Source organism: Thauera sp. 27 (genome assembly GCF_000310125.2).
Classification (GTDB): Bacteria; Pseudomonadota; Gammaproteobacteria; order Burkholderiales; family Rhodocyclaceae; genus Thauera; species Thauera mechernichensis.
Genome location: NZ_AMXB01000008.1, coordinates 138,485 through 155,252 on the forward strand (window position 1 = coordinate 138,485; position 16,768 = coordinate 155,252).

Annotated in this window: 16 protein-coding genes; 7 read left to right on the forward strand and 9 right to left on the reverse strand. The window is 64.7% G+C overall.

Annotation, left to right across the window (positions count from 1 at the left end; genetic code table 11):
• The first annotated feature begins 20 nt into the window (after nucleotides 1-20).
• From B447_RS06305 to dmeF, 3 genes are all read left to right on the forward strand, one after another.
• Nucleotides 21-1,271: an MFS transporter gene (locus B447_RS06305; RefSeq protein ID WP_002937759.1), complete on the forward strand. Its 1,251-nt coding sequence runs from the start codon at nucleotides 21-23 to the stop codon at nucleotides 1,269-1,271.
• Between the two features lie 113 nt (nucleotides 1,272-1,384).
• Entirely contained in the window at nucleotides 1,385-1,663 is a 279-nt protein-coding gene (locus tag B447_RS06310; protein ID WP_002931374.1) for a metal/formaldehyde-sensitive transcriptional repressor, read from the forward strand.
• A gap of 8 nt (nucleotides 1,664-1,671) precedes the next feature.
• Nucleotides 1,672-2,664 carry a CDF family Co(II)/Ni(II) efflux transporter DmeF gene (gene dmeF / locus B447_RS06315; protein ID WP_002937760.1) on the forward strand — a complete coding sequence of 331 codons (993 nt, stop codon included), beginning with the start codon at nucleotides 1,672-1,674 and terminating at the stop codon, nucleotides 2,662-2,664.
• Nucleotides 2,665-2,933: 269 nt separating this feature from the next.
• Here the strand turns inward: dmeF and nhaR are convergent, their stop codons facing one another.
• The gene (gene nhaR, locus B447_RS06320; RefSeq protein ID WP_002937762.1) at nucleotides 2,934-3,920 is read right to left on the reverse strand and encodes a transcriptional activator NhaR; all 987 of its coding nucleotides are present in this window, start codon (nucleotides 3,918-3,920) and stop codon (nucleotides 2,934-2,936) included.
• Between the two features lie 33 nt (nucleotides 3,921-3,953).
• Here nhaR and hpf point away from each other — a divergent pair, with 33 nt between their 5' ends.
• From hpf to B447_RS06340, 4 genes are all read left to right on the forward strand, one after another.
• Nucleotides 3,954-4,313, forward strand: coding sequence for a ribosome hibernation-promoting factor, HPF/YfiA family (gene hpf / locus B447_RS22105; RefSeq protein WP_075146744.1), 360 nt, complete (start codon nucleotides 3,954-3,956; stop codon nucleotides 4,311-4,313).
• A 16-nt stretch (nucleotides 4,314-4,329) separates the two neighbouring features.
• Nucleotides 4,330-4,950, forward strand: a complete 621-nt coding sequence (locus tag B447_RS06330) for a hypothetical protein (protein WP_002937764.1) — start codon at nucleotides 4,330-4,332, stop codon at nucleotides 4,948-4,950.
• Nucleotides 4,951-5,026: 76 nt separating this feature from the next.
• Nucleotides 5,027-5,335 (forward strand): P-II family nitrogen regulator, encoded by a 309-nt coding sequence (locus B447_RS06335; protein ID WP_002931382.1) that lies wholly within the window; start codon nucleotides 5,027-5,029, stop codon nucleotides 5,333-5,335.
• A gap of 70 nt (nucleotides 5,336-5,405) precedes the next feature.
• On the forward strand, nucleotides 5,406-6,281 hold the full coding sequence (locus B447_RS06340; protein ID WP_002937766.1) for a universal stress protein: 876 nt from the start codon (nucleotides 5,406-5,408) through the stop codon (nucleotides 6,279-6,281).
• On the opposite strand, the gene B447_RS06345 is transcribed toward B447_RS06340, so the two are convergent.
• From B447_RS06345 to B447_RS06380, 8 genes are all read right to left on the reverse strand, one after another.
• Complete coding sequence (locus B447_RS06345) at nucleotides 6,278-7,168, reverse strand: mechanosensitive ion channel family protein (protein ID WP_002937768.1); 891 nt, start codon at nucleotides 7,166-7,168, stop codon at nucleotides 6,278-6,280. The genes B447_RS06340 and B447_RS06345 overlap by 4 nt on opposite strands.
• A 3-nt stretch (nucleotides 7,169-7,171) precedes the next feature.
• Complete coding sequence (locus B447_RS06350) at nucleotides 7,172-7,657, reverse strand: phosphate-starvation-inducible PsiE family protein (RefSeq protein WP_002931390.1); 486 nt, start codon at nucleotides 7,655-7,657, stop codon at nucleotides 7,172-7,174.
• 75 nt (nucleotides 7,658-7,732) lie between these two features.
• Nucleotides 7,733-10,441 carry a cation-transporting P-type ATPase gene (locus B447_RS06355; protein ID WP_031347444.1) on the reverse strand — a complete coding sequence of 903 codons (2,709 nt, stop codon included), beginning with the start codon at nucleotides 10,439-10,441 and terminating at the stop codon, nucleotides 7,733-7,735.
• Between the two features lie 212 nt (nucleotides 10,442-10,653).
• Nucleotides 10,654-11,028, reverse strand: a complete 375-nt coding sequence (locus B447_RS06360; protein WP_002937770.1) for a hypothetical protein — start codon at nucleotides 11,026-11,028, stop codon at nucleotides 10,654-10,656.
• Between the two features lie 78 nt (nucleotides 11,029-11,106).
• Entirely contained in the window at nucleotides 11,107-14,250 is a 3,144-nt protein-coding gene (locus tag B447_RS06365) for an efflux RND transporter permease subunit (RefSeq protein ID WP_002937771.1), read from the reverse strand.
• A gap of 16 nt (nucleotides 14,251-14,266) precedes the next feature.
• The gene (locus B447_RS06370) at nucleotides 14,267-15,421 is read right to left on the reverse strand and encodes an efflux RND transporter periplasmic adaptor subunit (protein ID WP_002937772.1); all 1,155 of its coding nucleotides are present in this window, start codon (nucleotides 15,419-15,421) and stop codon (nucleotides 14,267-14,269) included.
• The gene (locus B447_RS06375) at nucleotides 15,421-16,050 is read right to left on the reverse strand and encodes a hypothetical protein (RefSeq protein WP_002937774.1); all 630 of its coding nucleotides are present in this window, start codon (nucleotides 16,048-16,050) and stop codon (nucleotides 15,421-15,423) included. The genes B447_RS06370 and B447_RS06375 overlap by 1 nt, the downstream gene beginning before the upstream one ends.
• The coding region (locus tag B447_RS06380) for a TolC family protein (protein ID WP_002937777.1) at nucleotides 16,047-16,768 on the reverse strand (722 nt) is incomplete at its 5' end. The genes B447_RS06380 and B447_RS06375, both read right to left, overlap by 4 nt.

Sequence of the window (16,768 nt, forward strand, 5' to 3'; positions counted from 1 at the left end):
AGGCTGGAGGACAGACAGTGATGCTGCTCCCCGCCGGCGCCGCGCCCGAGGCGCGCCTGTTGCTGCTCGGGCGGGCGCTGCGGGCGTTCACCGACGGCTTCGTCGCCATCCTGCTGCCGGTCTATCTGCTCGCGCTCGGGCTCGGCAAGTGGGAAGTCGGGCTGATCAGTTCGGCCACCTTGCTCGGATCCGCGCTCGCGACCCTGGCGATCGGACAGTGGGGCCATCGCTTCATCCAGCGCCGCTTGTTGCTGGCTGCTGCCGGACTGATGACCGCGACCGGCCTCGTGCTGGCCGGTCTCGGTGGCATGGGTGGCATTGGCGCATTCTGGCCGCTGCTGATCGTCGCCTTCGTCGGCACGATGAACCCCAGCTCCGGCGATGTCAGCGTGTTCCTGCCGCTGGAGCATGCCCGGCTGGCGGCCTCGGCGCAGGGGGAGGCGTGCACCTTCCTCTTCGCACGCTACACCTTCGTTGGCGCGTGCTGTGCGGCCCTGGGTTCGCTGGCGACGGCTTTCCCCGAGGTCCTGACAACGGCCGGCGTATCCCAGCTCGACGCGCTGCGCCTCATGTTCGTCGCCTACGGGCTCGCCGGCGTGGCGATCTTCTTCCTGTATCGCGCATTGCCGGATTCATCCGGACAAGACCAGGCCGGACCGCCCGCAGCCCTGGGGCCGTCGCGCGGCGTCGTGATCAAGCTGGCGGCGCTGTTCTCGGTTGACGCCTTCGCCGGCGGCTTGATCGTCAATACCTTGCTCGCGCTCTGGCTGTTCGAACGCTTCGAGCTCTCGCTCGCCGCCGCCGGCCAGTTCTTTTTCTGGGCGGGGCTGCTCTCGGCGGCCTCGCAACTGGCCGCGCCCTGGGTGGCACGGCAAATCGGCCTGATCAACACGATGGTGTTCACCCACATCCCGTCGAGCGTCTGCCTGATTCTGGCGGCCTTCGCCGAGAGCCTGCCGACGGCGCTCGCGCTGCTGTTCGTGCGCAGCGCCCTGTCGCAGATGGACGTGCCGACGCGCTCGGCCTTCGTCATGGCTGTCGTCACACCGCAGGAGCGCGCTGCGGCCGCAAGCTTCACTGCCGTGCCCAGGAGTCTCGCGGCTGCGGCGAGCCCGGCGATCGGTGGCGCGCTTTTCGACGCCGGATGGCTTGCGACACCGCTGGTGGCCTGCGGGCTGCTCAAGATCGCCTATGACCTGATGCTGTGGCGTACGTTTCGGCGATCCGAGGCAGCGTCCCGCGAGGGCAAACACGACCAAGGAGCTCTCTAGCCTGTCGCAGCACGGACCGAACGACGGGCGTCGAGCTCAGTCATGCCCCAGACGGGTTGCGTCTCTTTCATCTGCGATATACCCTACCCCCCTATTGTATTTAGCGAAAAGCCATGAGCCATACCGTTCGTGACAAATCGAAGCTGCTCGCGCGGGTCCGCCGCATGAGCGGGCAGATGGAGGCGCTCGAGCGCGCGCTCCAGGCCGAGAAGGGGTGCGCCGAGATCCTGCACCAGATTGCTGCGGTACGCGGCGCCATCAACGGACTGATGGCGGAAGTCCTCGAGGAGCACGTCCGCACTCACGTCGCCGACCCCGCGATCACCAGCGACGCAGCGCGGATGCTGGGGGCCGAGGAACTGATCGCCGTGCTGCGCACCTACATCAAATGAGAACCGCCATGCATCTGGAGAACCTGTCCAACTGGACTCATGAGCACGTCTTCGATAACGGCAACGCTGCTGCCGAACGCAGTACGTGGCTCGTGATGTGGATCACTGCGGTGACGATGGTGATCGAGATCGGTGCGGGCTGGTGGTTCAACTCCATGGCCTTGCTGGCCGATGGTTGGCACATGAGTTCGCACGCCTTCGCGATCGGCGCCTCCGCGCTGGCCTACGCTGCCGCCCGGCGTTACGCGACCGATCCACGCTTCGCGTTCGGCACCTGGAAGATCGAGATCCTGGGCGGCTTCGCAAGCGCCATCTTCCTGCTCGGCGTCGCGGTGATGATGGTGGTCGGGTCGGTAGAGCGCATCTTCTCGCCGCAACCCATCCAGTACCGCGAGGCGATCCTGGTCGCCATCCTCGGGCTGGCGGTGAATGTGGTGTGCGCACTGATTCTCGGCAAGGCGCACCATCACGATCACGGTCATTCGCACGACCAGGGTCAGGACCACGCACATGATCACGACGATCATCACGATCTCAACCTGAAATCCGCCTATCTTCATGTCATCGCCGATGCGGCGACTTCGATACTGGCCATCGTCGCCCTGCTCGGCGGCTGGATGTACGGCTGGGGATGGCTGGATCCGGCCATGGGGATCGTCGGTGCGGTGCTGGTCGCCATCTGGGCCAAAGGCCTGATCATCGCCACCAGCAAGGTGCTGCTCGACCGCGAGATGGATCACCCGGTGGTCGACGAGATCCGTGACGTCGTCGAGGGCGCGAGCGCTTCAGGCGATACCCGGCTCGTCGACCTGCACGTCTGGCGGGTCGGCAAGCAGTCGTATTCGTGTGCGCTGTCGGTGGTGACTCGCGACCCGACGCTCACGCCAGAGCGCGTGCGGCGCCGTTTGTCGGTGCACGAGGAAATCGCCCATTCGACGATCGAGATCCATCTCTATCCCGACGAACCCGTTCCCTCGCGAGCGGACCCGCTATCTGGCTGACCCCGCGCTGTTGCCCGTTGGCTGCCGCAGGAGAATTTTCGCGACGGTAAGCGCGATAACCCGCAGATGGTCATTGGCCTATTGTGTGCGAGTGACGGGGCCCGATCGCAGTCGAGGTCCTTCCGAGCCACACGGCCGATCCAGCAGCGCCGTCGTCATCCTGGCGTCGCCCAATGCACTGCACCATTCCGAGCTTCGGGCTGCGCGAAAAATGCCTTCACGAATCCGAGCGGCTTGGGGACGAAGGCACGACCCCTGGCCAAAGTGGATCATCGGGCGGCCGGGGGGAACACCGAGCGCGCGTATTCGCTTACCGCCCGCGCCGCGGGATGCGACAGGCGCCGTTCGGCGGAGATCAGAAAGAAGCGCTCGCGAATCTCGGCCGTCTCGCCGACGTAATCAAGGCGATAGTGCTCAATCACATCGGCGACGCCGGAAGCAGGCACAGGGAAAACCCCTGCACCAGCCTCTCCAAAGGCCTTCATCAAGGCGCTGTCAGCGAACTCGCCGACGACATGAACGCGAAGCCCTTGCCGCTCGAGCCAGCGTGGCAAGGCCACGTGAAGCGCGCTGTCCCGCCCCGGAAGCAACAGAGGCGCGCCATCGAGGCTTTTCGGAAAGCCTGGGGCAAGTTCCGCCGCAAGGGCGGGTGCGGCGAGGAAGGCGACCCCCGACTCACCGAGCGGGTGACTGAAGCCCCGAATCTCCGTTCCCGGAGGCATCGGACGGTCGGCCAGCACGATATCGAGACGATGAATCGCCAACTCGGCCAGCAAGCGATCGAGCCGATCCTCCTCGCACACGAGTCGGACTGGCTCCGGCAGCGACAACACCGGAGACAGGAAGCGGTAAGCCGCGAACTTCGGCACCACATCAGAAATACCCACCCGAAAGGTGATGAAACGCTCCTCCGCACCACCCTTGAGCAAATCTTCGAGTTCACTGCCAGCCTGAAAAATCTCCTCCGCATAAGACAGGGCGAGACGCCCCGTCTTCGTCAGTTCTAAGCGGCGCCCAACCCGATTAAACAGGGTAATCCCGAGACGCGCCTCGAACTGCGAAAGCTGCCCGGAAAGTGTCTGCGGAGTCAAATGTAAGCGCTCGGCGGCACGAACGACACTTCCAGCGCGCGCAACGCACTGAAAATAATGAAGATGTTTGTAGTTAAGCACTCTTATGCCATATTCTAGATCGTAGATTTTTTCGATGATAAGCCAGATCTTTATCTGCTTGTCGCGATTATTTGCAGGCCTCACACTTGCTCTGACAATTTACCTGACGGAGGCTTCATGAACATTCAGATCCATGCCAAAGACTTCTCCCTGACCGAAGCGCTGCGCGCGCATGTGACTCGGCGTCTGGCGTACGCGTTGAATCACGGCCAAGATGTTGTATCGCGCACATCGGTACGCCTCACAGATGTGAATGGTTTGCGTGGAGGCGTAGACAAGAGTTGCGCGATTGAAGTACGAATGAAAGGTGCAGCAGACCTGATCGTCGAGGACGTGCAGGATGACATCTACGTCGCCATTGACCGCGCATCAGAGCGCATTGGCCGACTGTTGGACCGCAGGCTCGCCCAGCTACGTGAGCACGCGGGCGTGGCACGCCGCGACCGCGAGTCGCTCGTGGTTGGGGATTCTGACTGACGATTGGGGATCGATAATGCAAAAGATGCTCTGGCTTGAACTGCTTCAAAGCGGTGCATCCGGCTTGCTCCGAAGGCGACGCGGGTTGTTCATGGGCTTCGCCGGCGGGGGATTGATCGTCTTCGCCCTCCTGATCTGGGCGGGAATCGCGCTCTTGGGCTGGATGTGGGGAACGGTACAGCCACTGATAGGGTCCGCCCCGGAGCTTGCGCGGTCGGTCACGGCTCAGGTCGAGCAGGTGTCACCGCGGATCGGCGAGACCCTGCGTGAGGTGATCCCCGGCGCCACCGTTACACCAGCGCTTGACGTGTCGGGGAGCGATATCGGCCCGGTGATCCGCTTTCCCGGTCTCGTCCGCACAGAGTGGCAACGCGAAGGTGCGCGCATTACAGTGCGCTACGAAGGCCGTGCAGTCCATGCGTCCGTACTTGATCATTACCGCACCGGCTTTGTCGGGCAAGGTTTCACTCAAGAGGTGCTCTCGGCGTCAATGGAAGCGGAAAGGCATGTATTCACGAAGGATGACGAGAAAATTGAGTTCGCGATAGAGCGCCTCGAAGACGGAAGGATTGGAGTAACACTGACCACCGCAGACCTCTCACGTCCTGGTGCGCAGCGAAACACCCGGATGAGTTGAAGCTTGTGCCACCACATATTGCGACCGGCCGCTCCCCCTGTGATCGGCAGGCCGCGCAACCAGATGGAGCTAACCTGTGATTCTGGCAACCGAAAAACGCGTTCTGTTTACCGTGATCACCGAAGCGACGCTTGAACAGCCCTTGCTGCGCGAGCTAGATCGCTTGGGCGTTCGTGGCTACACCATTTCTGACGCCCGCGGCAAAGGCAACCGCGGCGTGCGTGATGCTGCTTGGGGGGAGACCGCGAACATCCGAATCGAAGTCATTTGCACTCGCGAACTTGCCGAACGCGTGCTCGAGTTCCTGCACAAACACTATTATGCCAACTACGCGATGGTCGCATTCGTGCAGGACGTAGAGGTCATTCGCCTCGACAAGTTCTGACCATGCCCCATCGGCACCGAATGTTCGGAGACGGGGTTGTCCAGACAACAGCATTCATGGGGGGGGGATCATGATGAGTGCGATAAAACGGATCCACGCAGCAACCGATTTTTCTGAGCTGGGTAACGAAGCAGTGCGTCGAGCAGCGATCATCGCAGCACGCGAGGATGCGGAATTGCTGGTGACCCACGCGCTCCCCCGGCAGAGTGCGTTTGACGCCGTCTTTGCCGGCGAACACGACCTTCAGGATCGGATGCGTGCCCTAGCCGAGGAAAATCTCGCTGCGCAGATCAAAGCGGCGCAAAGTTGCGGTGCGACTCGTGCTCGCGGTGAGATCTTGACCGGCTCCGCGCGTCGTGTGCTGGCGGAGACTTCTGACATCTTTCGCCCAGACCTTTGGGTGATCGGAGCGCACGGCAGCGGTCTGTTACAACAGTTCCTGCTCGGCGGTACAGCAGCGCACATTCTGAACAAGGCCTCGTGTCCGGTACTGGTCACGCGCAGGGCGGTCGAAGGAGACTATCGTCGTGCATTGGCTGCGGTGGACCTGGGCCCACGCTCAGAGGCGGTGTTGCGCGCGGCCTTGATCGTGGCGAAGCACGCCGGGGTCAAGTTGCTTCATGCCTACGCTGCGCCATTCGAGGCCAAGTTGCGGAACAAGCGCTTCCCAGAAACCGAAATCAAGCGTCTGGCGGAAAGGGAGTTCCTTGTTGCCCAGCGCAACCTCGATGCCCTCCTTGCTGACCCGGAGCTGGTCGGGATCGACATTGAGAGCGAACTCTCACACGGAAAACCCAATACGGTCGTGCCAGATGCGGCTCGCGCACTCGGCGCGGACGTGATCGTTGTTGGCAGACACGGGGGAGGCCGTATTCGCGAGTCCTTGATCGGGAGCGTTCCGCGCTTTCTTGCCTATTACGCCCCCTGCGACGTGCTGGTGGTCTAGTTATCAGTCATCAAGCTCGGCGCAGCCCATCCAGTTGCCCCTAAATCAGAACGTTGCCGACTGACTTCGAGCCAGATCGCTCTGAACACCGACTGTTCGACCTTCAGTCGCATTGCGACCGGGCAGGTTATACGGATGATGAGCATGAGATGCTCAGGATCAACAAAATCCCAGAGCACCTTGATCCGGCCTGACGAGTAGGAGATGAAGTCCTCGTTCGCGAGTTTACGGAAGTGCGCTTCAGCCTGCTCCTGCCATTCACGGGTCGCAAGTTCTGCAGCCGTTCTAGCGGTGTCTTCGATGCTGACAAGGTCGCACACCATCGCAGCCGGAACGGGAACCCTCATCAGGTGCAGCACGTATTCGCCGGTGGGCGATACATTCTTGACCGGTGTGGTCAGCAGCAGGCCGTTGGGAAACTCGACAACCTTCCCCGTGACTTGCCCTGCATGGCCATACTCGGCCAAGGTGGTCGCGAACATGTCGATATCGACGACTCGGCCGCTGAACAGGCTGGATTCAATAAGGTCTCCTACCTTGAAAGGCCGGACCAGTGTCAGATAGAGGTAGCCGAGCACACACATCAGCAGTTCCTTGCTGACGATCAGCATAGCACCCGCGACCGCAGCGAGTGACAAGGCAAAGCCCGCGATCGTTGACGCCCAGACCGAAATGATCACGAACAATACGACAAACCAGATGGTGTTGCGGACCCACACCAGGTGAACCCGACGCTTCTCGTTGGAGATGACCTCTCCGCGCGCCAGGTAGCGAGCCCAAAGATGTGTCAGCGTGGCGCCCACCAAAACCATAAGGACGGTTGCGATCGCCCTCTCCCATTGACCAGGAATGGCAATGAAGAGGCGCTCGAGGCTATCGATTGGCATGCGTCACCCTTCTCCGCAGACTACTTTGTGCTTTCTCGGTCTGATCACGATCAGGTAGTAGCCAACTGCGAGGGCGAATGTGATCGCCGCGGTACCGTAGAGATAGCTGGGTTCGACGTCGTTGAAGTCGAGAATGATCACCTTGCGTGAGATCGCCATCAGCGCAGTTCCAAGCACGATCTCCACCGCAAGGTGGTGGCTTTTGTCACTCTCGGCGTAAAGGATGATGTTGTGATAGATCTCTATCGCTATCAGAACCGCCATGAAGGCCCCGAAGGTCGCCAGTATGTCCTTGATCTCGAGCAGCATGAATGGCGGCGACATCAACCTCTGATACAAGACATAAAGAACGTCGGCGACTCCCCAGATGATCACCAGAACCATGATTACCGCCAGCACGCGGGCAACCCGCCCGATGATCCAGTTCAGTAAAGGGATCGTGCCCCCCATGGTCTCTTGCTTAACGCCCTTCTCGTTGCTTGTATTCATCTACGCCTGCGTGAAATAACTTGATTCCAAGGGGGTGCGCACCGTTACTCGGCCGGCCCGCGCGAGCCGCCGGTTTCAGTGCGTTACCGTGCTGCTTGCGCCACGTCTTCTCCAAGCCTTCTCGCCTTCGATCACCAGATAAATGGCGAGGCCGACGGCAACGATCAGCCCCCAGTCGATCCAGCCGATCGGCGCCGTGTGGAAAAGCTTGTTCATCAGCGGAATATAGGTGAACAGCAACTGCACAGCCATCATCGCCCCGATGCCTGCCCAGATCCAAGGATTACTGAACAGCCCGAGACGGAACATGGAGTACCGCAGCGAACGGCAGTTGAGCAGATAGAATGATTGCCCGACCGCGAAGACGTTCACTGCGATCGTCCTCGCCTCCTGCTCGCTGCGCCCGCTATACAACGCCCATTCGAACAGGCCGAAGCTACCCACGAGAAGCAGCAGGCCGACCAGCAGGATGCGTTTGATCAATTCGCCGTTGAGGATCGGTGCCGCGGACAACCTTGGCGGGCGACTCATTATGTCCCGCTCCCGTGGCTCGAAAGCCAGGGTGAGGCCAAGTAGCACGGCCGTGGTCATGTTGATCCACAGCGCCTGAACCGGCAGCACCGGCAGCGGCTGCGCCGCCATCACCGCAGCGATGATCACCAGTCCCTGACCGGCGTTGGTCGGCAAGATCCAGGTGATGAACTTGATCAGGTTGTCGAATACGCCGCGGCCCTCTTCTACAGCAGCTTCGATGGTGGCGAAATTGTCATCGGTGAGCACCATGTCCGCGGCCTCCTTCGAGACATCCGTGCCGGTGATGCCCATCGCGACACCAATGTCGGCCCTTCGCAGCGCCGGCGCGTCGTTTACGCCATCGCCGGTCATCGCGACCACCTCCCCGCGTGCCTGCAAGGCCTCGACCAAGCGCAGCTTCTGTTCGGGCGTCACGCGTGCAAACACCGCCGTGTGCGCGGCAACGTCGATCAAGTCGGCATCAGGGATCTCTTCGAGCGCGCGCCCAGTGAGTACCCCCGCATGTCCCGAGGTGTGCAACAAGCCTATCTGGCCGGCAATGGCAGCGGCGGTCGCGGCGTGATCGCCCGTGATCATCTTGACCTTGATCCCCGCTTCCTGGCAGGCTCGCACTGCGTGGATCGCCTCCTCGCGTGGCGGATCGATCATGCCCTGCAGACCCAGAAAGGTGAGGCCGTCGCAGACATCCTGATGATCGATGTCGGTAGTCCCGCGCGCTACGGCCATCCGGGCAAACGCCAGCACCCGTAGTCCGTGACCGGCCATTGCATTGACCTGACGAAGGACCTCATCAGCGTCGAGCGCGCCCACCGAACCGTCTACTCCGAGCATGACCGTGCAACGCTCGAGGATCTTTTCAACCGACCCCTTGAGATAGACGACCGGGTTGTCGCCGCCGTGCAGGGTGACCATGTATTGATGTTGCGATTCGAACGGAATCGTCTCCAGCCTGGCGGCACGAGCGTTTTCGGTCCTAGCATCGAGACCGGCCTTGCTGGCCGCGACCAGCAGCGCCCCCTCGGTGGGGTCACCCTCGATTCGCCAGGCATCACCGTCACGCTTGAGCACCGCGTCATTACAGAGGAGGCCGGCACGCAGCAACTCGCGCACAACCCCGTGCTCGGCGGCTGAGTGACGCTCGCCATCAAGTCGCAACTCGCCCTCCGGCGCGTAGCCGATGCCGCTGAGCTCGAACGACTGTCCGTCGACCCAGAGTCGCTGGACCGTCATCTCATTGCGAGTAATTGTTCCTGTCTTGTCCGAGCACACCACGGTAGTGCTGCCGAGCGTCTCGACCGCAGGCAGGCGACGGATGATCGCGTTGCGTTTTGCCATGCGCGCTACGCCAATGGCAAGTGTGATGGTGAGCACTGCGGGCAGCCCCTCCGGGATCATCGCAACCGACAAGGCAACGGCGGCCATGAAGAGGTCCACCCAATACTGCCCATGCCACAGGCCCACGGCAAAGGTCAGGCCAGCCAGCCCCAGGATCGCGTAGAGTAGCAGCCTGCTGAAGTGGGCGATCTTGCGCGTCAGCGGTGTGGCGATTACCTCGGCGCTGGCTATGAGCTCCGAAATGCGGCCGATCTCGGTGCTGTCCCCGGTGGCGACAACGACGCCGACCCCTGTACCGTAAGTGACCAGGGTTGAGGAATATGCCAGGTTCGTGCGGTCGGCGAGTGGCGTCTCGAGTTCCAGAATGCCAGGGAACTTGTCCACCGGCACTGATTCACCAGTCAGAGCCGACTCATCGATTTGCAGGCTGCGGCTGCGCAACAGAAACAGGTCTGCGGGCACCTTATCGCCGGAGGCGAGAAGGACGATGTCACCTGGTACGAGCCCGGCTGCGTCGATGCGCTGCTTTTCTCCGGCCCGCAATACGGTGGTCTCCATCTTCAAGGTGCGCGACAGCGCCTCGAGCGCATTGAGCGCCTTACCCTCCTGCACGAATCCGATGATCGAGTTGAGCAGCACCACGCCGAAGATCACCGCTGCATCGACGAAGGCCCCCAAAGAGAGCTTGATGATCACTGCAATAAGCAGAATGTAGACCAGCGCCTGATTGAACTGCAGCAGAAACCTCAACAAGGGTCCATCGCCAACTCGCCTGGCCAGCGAGTTTGGTCCATGTTGATGTTGTCGCTCTTCTACCGCAACCCGATCCAGGCCTGTCTGCCCATTCGTGGCAAGCAGTCTCAGCACCTGTTCGCCGGTCAGATGGTGCCAGTGCTTCTGCTTCGGGTCGCTCACTTGTGATCCTTCATTCGAATTGCGGCCGCAGGCAGATGGATGAGTGGGATTTTACCGCGTCACTCTGCGGGCCGGTCAAACTCATGCACTGGCCTGCGCTTGACGCGCCGCCAGCCCGTTGGCCGGCAAGGCGTCTGGGCGCTGCGCGACTCCCCAGCGGTGGGGGTGTCGCCGCCGCCCCCCTCCGCTGCGACTGCCGGCGCGCTGAGCGCTCAGCGCACGGTGAAACGCACGGTAATGGCCTTCTGGTCGGCGGTGTTGATTGCGGCCACCACCTTTGCCCCCTTGGCGATCGTGACGCCCCTGGCTTCGAGCTTGTCGCCGCTCACGACCAGCGGGGCTTCCGATTTCTCGGTGCCGTTGAGCACAGTCAGCTTGCCGCTCATGCCGGTCGGGACCATGGGCTTGCCGTGATCCTCGACATACAGCATGGCAGCCCCCTCGCCGGCAACGAGTTCGAACGACAGGTCGCTTGCGGTCTGCACGACGCCGCCGTGCTTGGGGGCGGCACCGCCATGCGCGAGTGCCGGGGCGGATGCAAGGGTGGAGCAGGCCAGGATGGCAGCTGCGAGGAACTTGGTGATCATGGGTGATCTCTCCTTGGAAACGCGGTGCGCTTGGCGCAGGCGGCACCGCGAGTGCCTGGTTCTTTAACGAGCGCGTGCTCAGAAAGCCTCGCGCGCGTCGGCCACTGCCGGCGTTTGCGCATCCTCGCCGAGCAGCCGCTCGGTCGGCTTGCGACCGAACATCCAATACATGACCGGGGTAAGCAGGGTATCGAGCAGCGTCGAGCTGACCAAGCCACCGAAGATCACGACCGCGACCGGGTGCAGGATCTCCTTGCCCGGGGCATCGGCGGCCAGCAGCAGCGGCGTCAGTGCGAAGGCTGCAACCAGGGCCGTCATCAGCACCGGCGTCAGCCGCTCGAGCGAGCCGCGCACGATCATGGCCTGGCTGAAAGTCTCGCCTTCGAACTTGCACAGGTTGATGTAGTGACTGATCTTGAGGATGCCGTTGCGCGTGGAGATACCCGCCAGCGTGATGAAGCCCACCATCGACGCCACCGACAGTTGTACCCCGGCGATCCACATCGCCAGCACAGAGCCGATCAGGGCCAGCGGGATGTTCGCCATCACGATGCCGGCCAGCACCGCCGACTGGTAGCGCGAGTACAGCACCAGAAAGATCATCACCAGCGACACCACCGACAGGCCCGCGATCAGGCGCGTGGCCTGCTCCTGGGCCTGGAACTGACCTTCCAGACTGATGAAGTAGCCGGTGGGCAACGCCTGCCCGGCGATCACGCCGCGCACGGCAGCGATCACCTCGCTCATGTTGCTGCCATCGGTGTTGCCATAGACGACGATGCGGCGACGACCGTTCTCGCGTCCGACCTGGTTGGGCCCATCGGTCTCCTCGACGCTGGCGATGGCCGACACCGGCACGCGGCCGGCAGGGGTGTCGATCAGCATCCGCGCCAGATCCTGCGGGCCGCGCCGCTCATCGGGCAGACGCAGCACCAGCTCGTAGCGGCGCGGACCGTCCACGATCTGCGCGCCGTGAGCGCCATCGGTCAGCGCCTGCAGCACGCGGATCGCCTCGCCGGGCGACAGCCCGAGCTGGGCGGCCTTGCGATGGTCCAGCCGCACGGTGATCTGCGGAATCAGCACCTGCTTTTCGACCGTCAGGTCGACCAGGCCGGGCACCCCGCTCAGCCCGGATCGCATCTGTTCGGCCAGGCCGCGCAGCGTGTCGATGTCGTCGCCGAATATCTTCACGGCCACCTGGGCGCGCACGCCCGACAGCAGGTGATCGAGGCGGTGGCTGATCGGTTGGCCGATGGCCACCTGCGCCGGCAGCACCGAGAGCCGGTCCCGGATGTCGGCCATGATGGCCTCGCGGTCGCGCCCGCTGCGCTTGAGGTCCACGTCGATCTCGGCCGAGTGCACGCCTTCGGCATGCTCGTCGAGCTCGGCACGGCCGGTGCGGCGGCCGACCTGGGTCACCTCGGGAACCTGGCCGATCAGCAGTTCGGCCTCACGCCCCATCCGGTTGGCTTCGGCCAGCGAGGTGCCGGGCTGCATCACCAGGCCCAGTACCAGCGAACCCTCGTTGAAGGCCGGCAGGAAGGCGCGCGGGAAGAACGGCACCGTCGCGGCCGCGCCCGCCACCGCCAGCATCGCCACCACGATCAAGAGCTTCGCGCGCCCGAAGGACCAGTGCAGCAGCTTCGTGTCCTGGCGCTTGAGCCAGGCGACGAGCGGGCTGTCGCCGTGATCGAGGCGTTTCATCGTCGGCAGCATGTAGTAGCACATCACCGGCGTGACGGTCATCGATACCAGCATCGACGCGCCGATCGACACGATGTAGGCGATGCCCAGCGGCGTGAACAGCCGTCCCTCGATGCCCGGCAGCGCGAACAGGGGCACGAAGACCAGCACGACGATCACCGTCGCATAGACGATGCCCGAGCGCACCTCGACGCTGGCGCTGCGGACGACCTCGAGAACGGGCAGCCGGTCTTGCGCGGCGCGGTTCTGCTTCAGTCGCCGCAGGATGTTCTCGACATCGACCACCGCGTCGTCGACCAGCTCACCGATCGCGATCGCCAGCCCGCCCAGCGTCATCACGTTGATCGACTGCCCGAGCCACTGGAACACCAATGCCGTGACCGCGAGCGACAGCGGGATCGCGGTCAGCGAGATCACCGTGGTGCGCGCCGACAGCAGGAAGGCGAAGAGCACGATCGCCACCATGATGGCCCCGTCGCGCAGCGCCTCGGCCACGTTGCCGATCGAGGCCTGGATGAAGTCGGCCTGACGGAAGAGCACCCTGGGCGCGGCGAGGCCTGCGGGCAGGCCGGGCCTGAGCTCGGCCAGCGCCGACTCGATCTGCGCTGAGAGCGCCACCGTGTCGGCCTGCGGCTGCTTCTGCACGCTGATCACGACCGCCGGCAAACCGCCGTAGCCCGCGTCGCCGCGCTTGAGCCCGGGCGCGAACGAAACGGCTGCCACCTGCTCGAGCAGGATGGAACGCCCGTCCTTCCAGGCCACCGCGATGCCGGCCAGGTCCTCGATGCGGTTGCTGCGCCCCAGGTGACGGATCAGGTACTCGCGACTGTTGAGATCGATGAAGCCACCACCCGCGTTCCCGGCGTAGCCCTCGAGCGCCTTCTCGAGCTGGTTGAGCGACACGTCGAACTGCGCCATGCGAGCCGTGTCGGGCGCCACGCGCAGTGTGCGCACCTCGCCCCCGATCGGGATCACCTGCGACACACCGGGAATCGACAGCAGGCGCGGGCGCAGCACGAAGTCGGCATACTCGCGCGCAGCCATCGGGCTGACCGCTGGCGTCTGGCCGTCACCGGCGCCCAGCGGCAGCGCGATCAGCATGACCTCGCCCATGATCGACGACACAGGGCCCATGACGGGCGTGATGTCGCCGGGCAACTGCTCGCGCACCAGTGCCAGCCGTTCGGCCACCAGCTGGCGGTTGCGGTAGATGTCGGTGCCCCAATCGAACTCGGCGTAGAGGATGGACAGACCCACGCCCGAGGTGCTGCGTACGCGGGTGACGCCGGGCATGCCGTTGAGTGCGGTCTCGAGCGGGAAGGTGATCAGTTGCTCGACCTCCTCGGGCGCCATCCCGCCCGCCTCGGTCAGCACCGTGACCAGGGGTTTGTTGAGGTCGGGGAAGACGTCGACCGGCGTGCGCCAGGCGGTCATCGCGCCGTAGACCATCAGCAGCGCGGCCACGGCAAGCACGAACAGCCGGTTGTGCAGGCTGTAGCGAACGATCCAGTTGAACATGAGGGTGGACTCCCGTTCAGCGGATCTGGGCGATCAGCGGTGCGCCCTGGACGACGACGCGGTTGTCCGCACCGAGGCCCTGGGTGATCACCACCGTGCTCGCATCCAGCGGCTGGAGCCGGACGGGCTGCGCGATGAAGCGCTCGGCCCCCGACTTGATCCAGACGATCGGCTCGTTGGTCGCGTTGCGCACCACGGCCTGGGCCGGCAGCACGATGCCCTTGACGCGCTGGTTCGACTGCGCGATCACGGTCACCGGCTGGCCGATCGCCAGCGGGAGTGGCGCACCCGGTGCCACGGTGAAGATCAGCGGCAGCACACCGTCGCGCAGCATCTGCGCGCCGCCGACGAACTGCAGCCTCGCCTCGGGCACGCCCTGCAGCGACGCCGCACCCACGCTGGCGGCCAGCGCCGGATCGGCGGTAACGGCCTCGACCAGCATGCGCGACGGGTCGACCACGTCGAACAGCACGTCGTTCGGTGCGACGACCTGGCCGACCGTGACGTCGGCGCGAGCGATCACGCCGGAGACCGACGCGACCAGTGACTCGCGCGCCTCCAGGCTGGCGCCGATGCTGCGCTCGCGCTCGGCGAGCATGCGGGCTTCGGTGCGCGCGGCGTCGATGTCCTTGCGTGGCACCGTCCCCTCGAGGCCTTCGAGGCGCCGGACGCGCTGCTCGGCGATCTGGCGCTGCGCGCGCAACTCGGCCAGCTGGGCCTTCTGGCCCGCCTGGGCATAGGGGTCGGCGTGATGGCGAACATGGGCCAGCAACTCGCCCTGCGCCACCCGCTGCCCGACGAGCGGCAGCCCCCTGGGGCCGGGCTCGATGCGGCCGCCATGCACGGTCTGCACGCGGCCGCTGGCGTTGGGGTCGGCGATCACCCGTCCAGGCAGCTCGACCGTGGCCGCAGCCTCGGACTCCGCCGCCAGCAGCGTGCGGATCGCCATGCGGCGTTGCGCGGCCTTCGGCACATTGACGCTGCCGTCGGGCAAGCGCGCCAGCCCGGATGGGCTGGCCGTGGCAGCGGGCGCGTCCAGGTGTTCGCCGTTGGGACCATGCGCGCCCGGCGCCGCGTGGACGGCCGGCGTGAACAGGATCCAGGCCGGCAAGGCCGCCACCGCGAGCCAGGCGGCAGCGCGTGGCCAATGAAGGGGAGCGATGACGTTCATCACTTCACCTCCGTGGCGAGTTTCGTGGTGCGCCGGCGCCGCCAGGCGGCAGCCGCGAGCGCACCGAGTACGAGAACGCCACCACCGATCAGGGCTGCGCGCTCGAACTCATGGCCATGCGCATGGCCGTGGTCGTCGGCGCCCTGACCGCCTCCCGCACGGGCGGCGCCGGCAAGCGGCCCGGTGACCAGCGTGCCGTCCAGCAGGTCGGCGTCGTTGTCGCTGGCCAGCGTGAAGACGAGGGCATGCTCGCCCGGCGCGGCGAGCGCCTCGAGCAGTGCCGCATCGGTTGCGGCGTAGTCGCCACTGTCCGGGCGGAAGGCGGCCACGGCCTTGTGCGCGCCCGACTCGACCTCCAGCCGGGCGCCGAGCACGGGCTCGTTGGTTTCGTAGCGATCGACCAGGATGACGAGCTGGCCAGCCTCTAGGCTGGCGACCAGCTCATAGCCTTCCGACCTGGCTTCGACACGGGGCAGGCTCGCGCCGCCGGCGACCACCGGCTGTTGGTCGAGATGTTCGCCGTTGGGACCGTGCGCCCCGGGGGCGGCCAGGCTGATCATGGGCGACAGGGCCGCCACGGTTAGCACGGCCAGCAGCCGGCGGCGCAGGTTGAGGATGGATGGGTTCATGGGAGCAATCCGAGCGCTTGTTGGAGACGGGCGCGGGCGAGGCCCAGCGCGGCGGTATGGCGGGCGAGCGCAGCATCGGCCTCGGCAGCGGCGGCCAGCGCACGCAGCAGGTCCGGCAGCGGTGTTTCGCCGACATCGAAGGATTTGCCGATCAGCTCGGCACGTTCGCGCAACAGGCGGGCACGCGTGGTTCCGGCCTCGCGCTGCACCTCGGCGGCGCGGACGGCCTCGCGCGCCAGGGCGACGTCGCTTTCCAGGCGCTCGCGCAGCCGCTGCAAGCGCGTTTGTGCAACATCCAGCTCGGCCAGCGCAGCCGATTCGAGCGGTCGATTGCGTGCGTCGCCGCCAAAGGGCAGGCGCAGACCGACCACGACGCTGCCTTCGGAAGACGCACCGGACCCGGCATGGTCCTGGCGGACGCCGATCGTCAGCTCCGGCGCGTCGCGGCGCGAGTGCCGCATCAGCTCGACCCGCCGCTGCGCCAGCTCGGTAGCCTGGGTCGCCGACTGCAGTTCCGGATGCGAAGACATCGAAGGCTCGGCCGTCGGCTCGGGCACGGCGTCGGCGACAAGGTCCGGCGCCGCCGTGAGGCCGGTCAGTTGCACCCAGCGTGCGCGAGCAGCGTCCAGGCGCTGCCGCGCATCGGTCAGGGCGGTCCCGGCCGCCAGGTGCTCGGCCTGTGCGGCCAGCGCATCGGCGCGGGCCAGTTCGCCGGCGC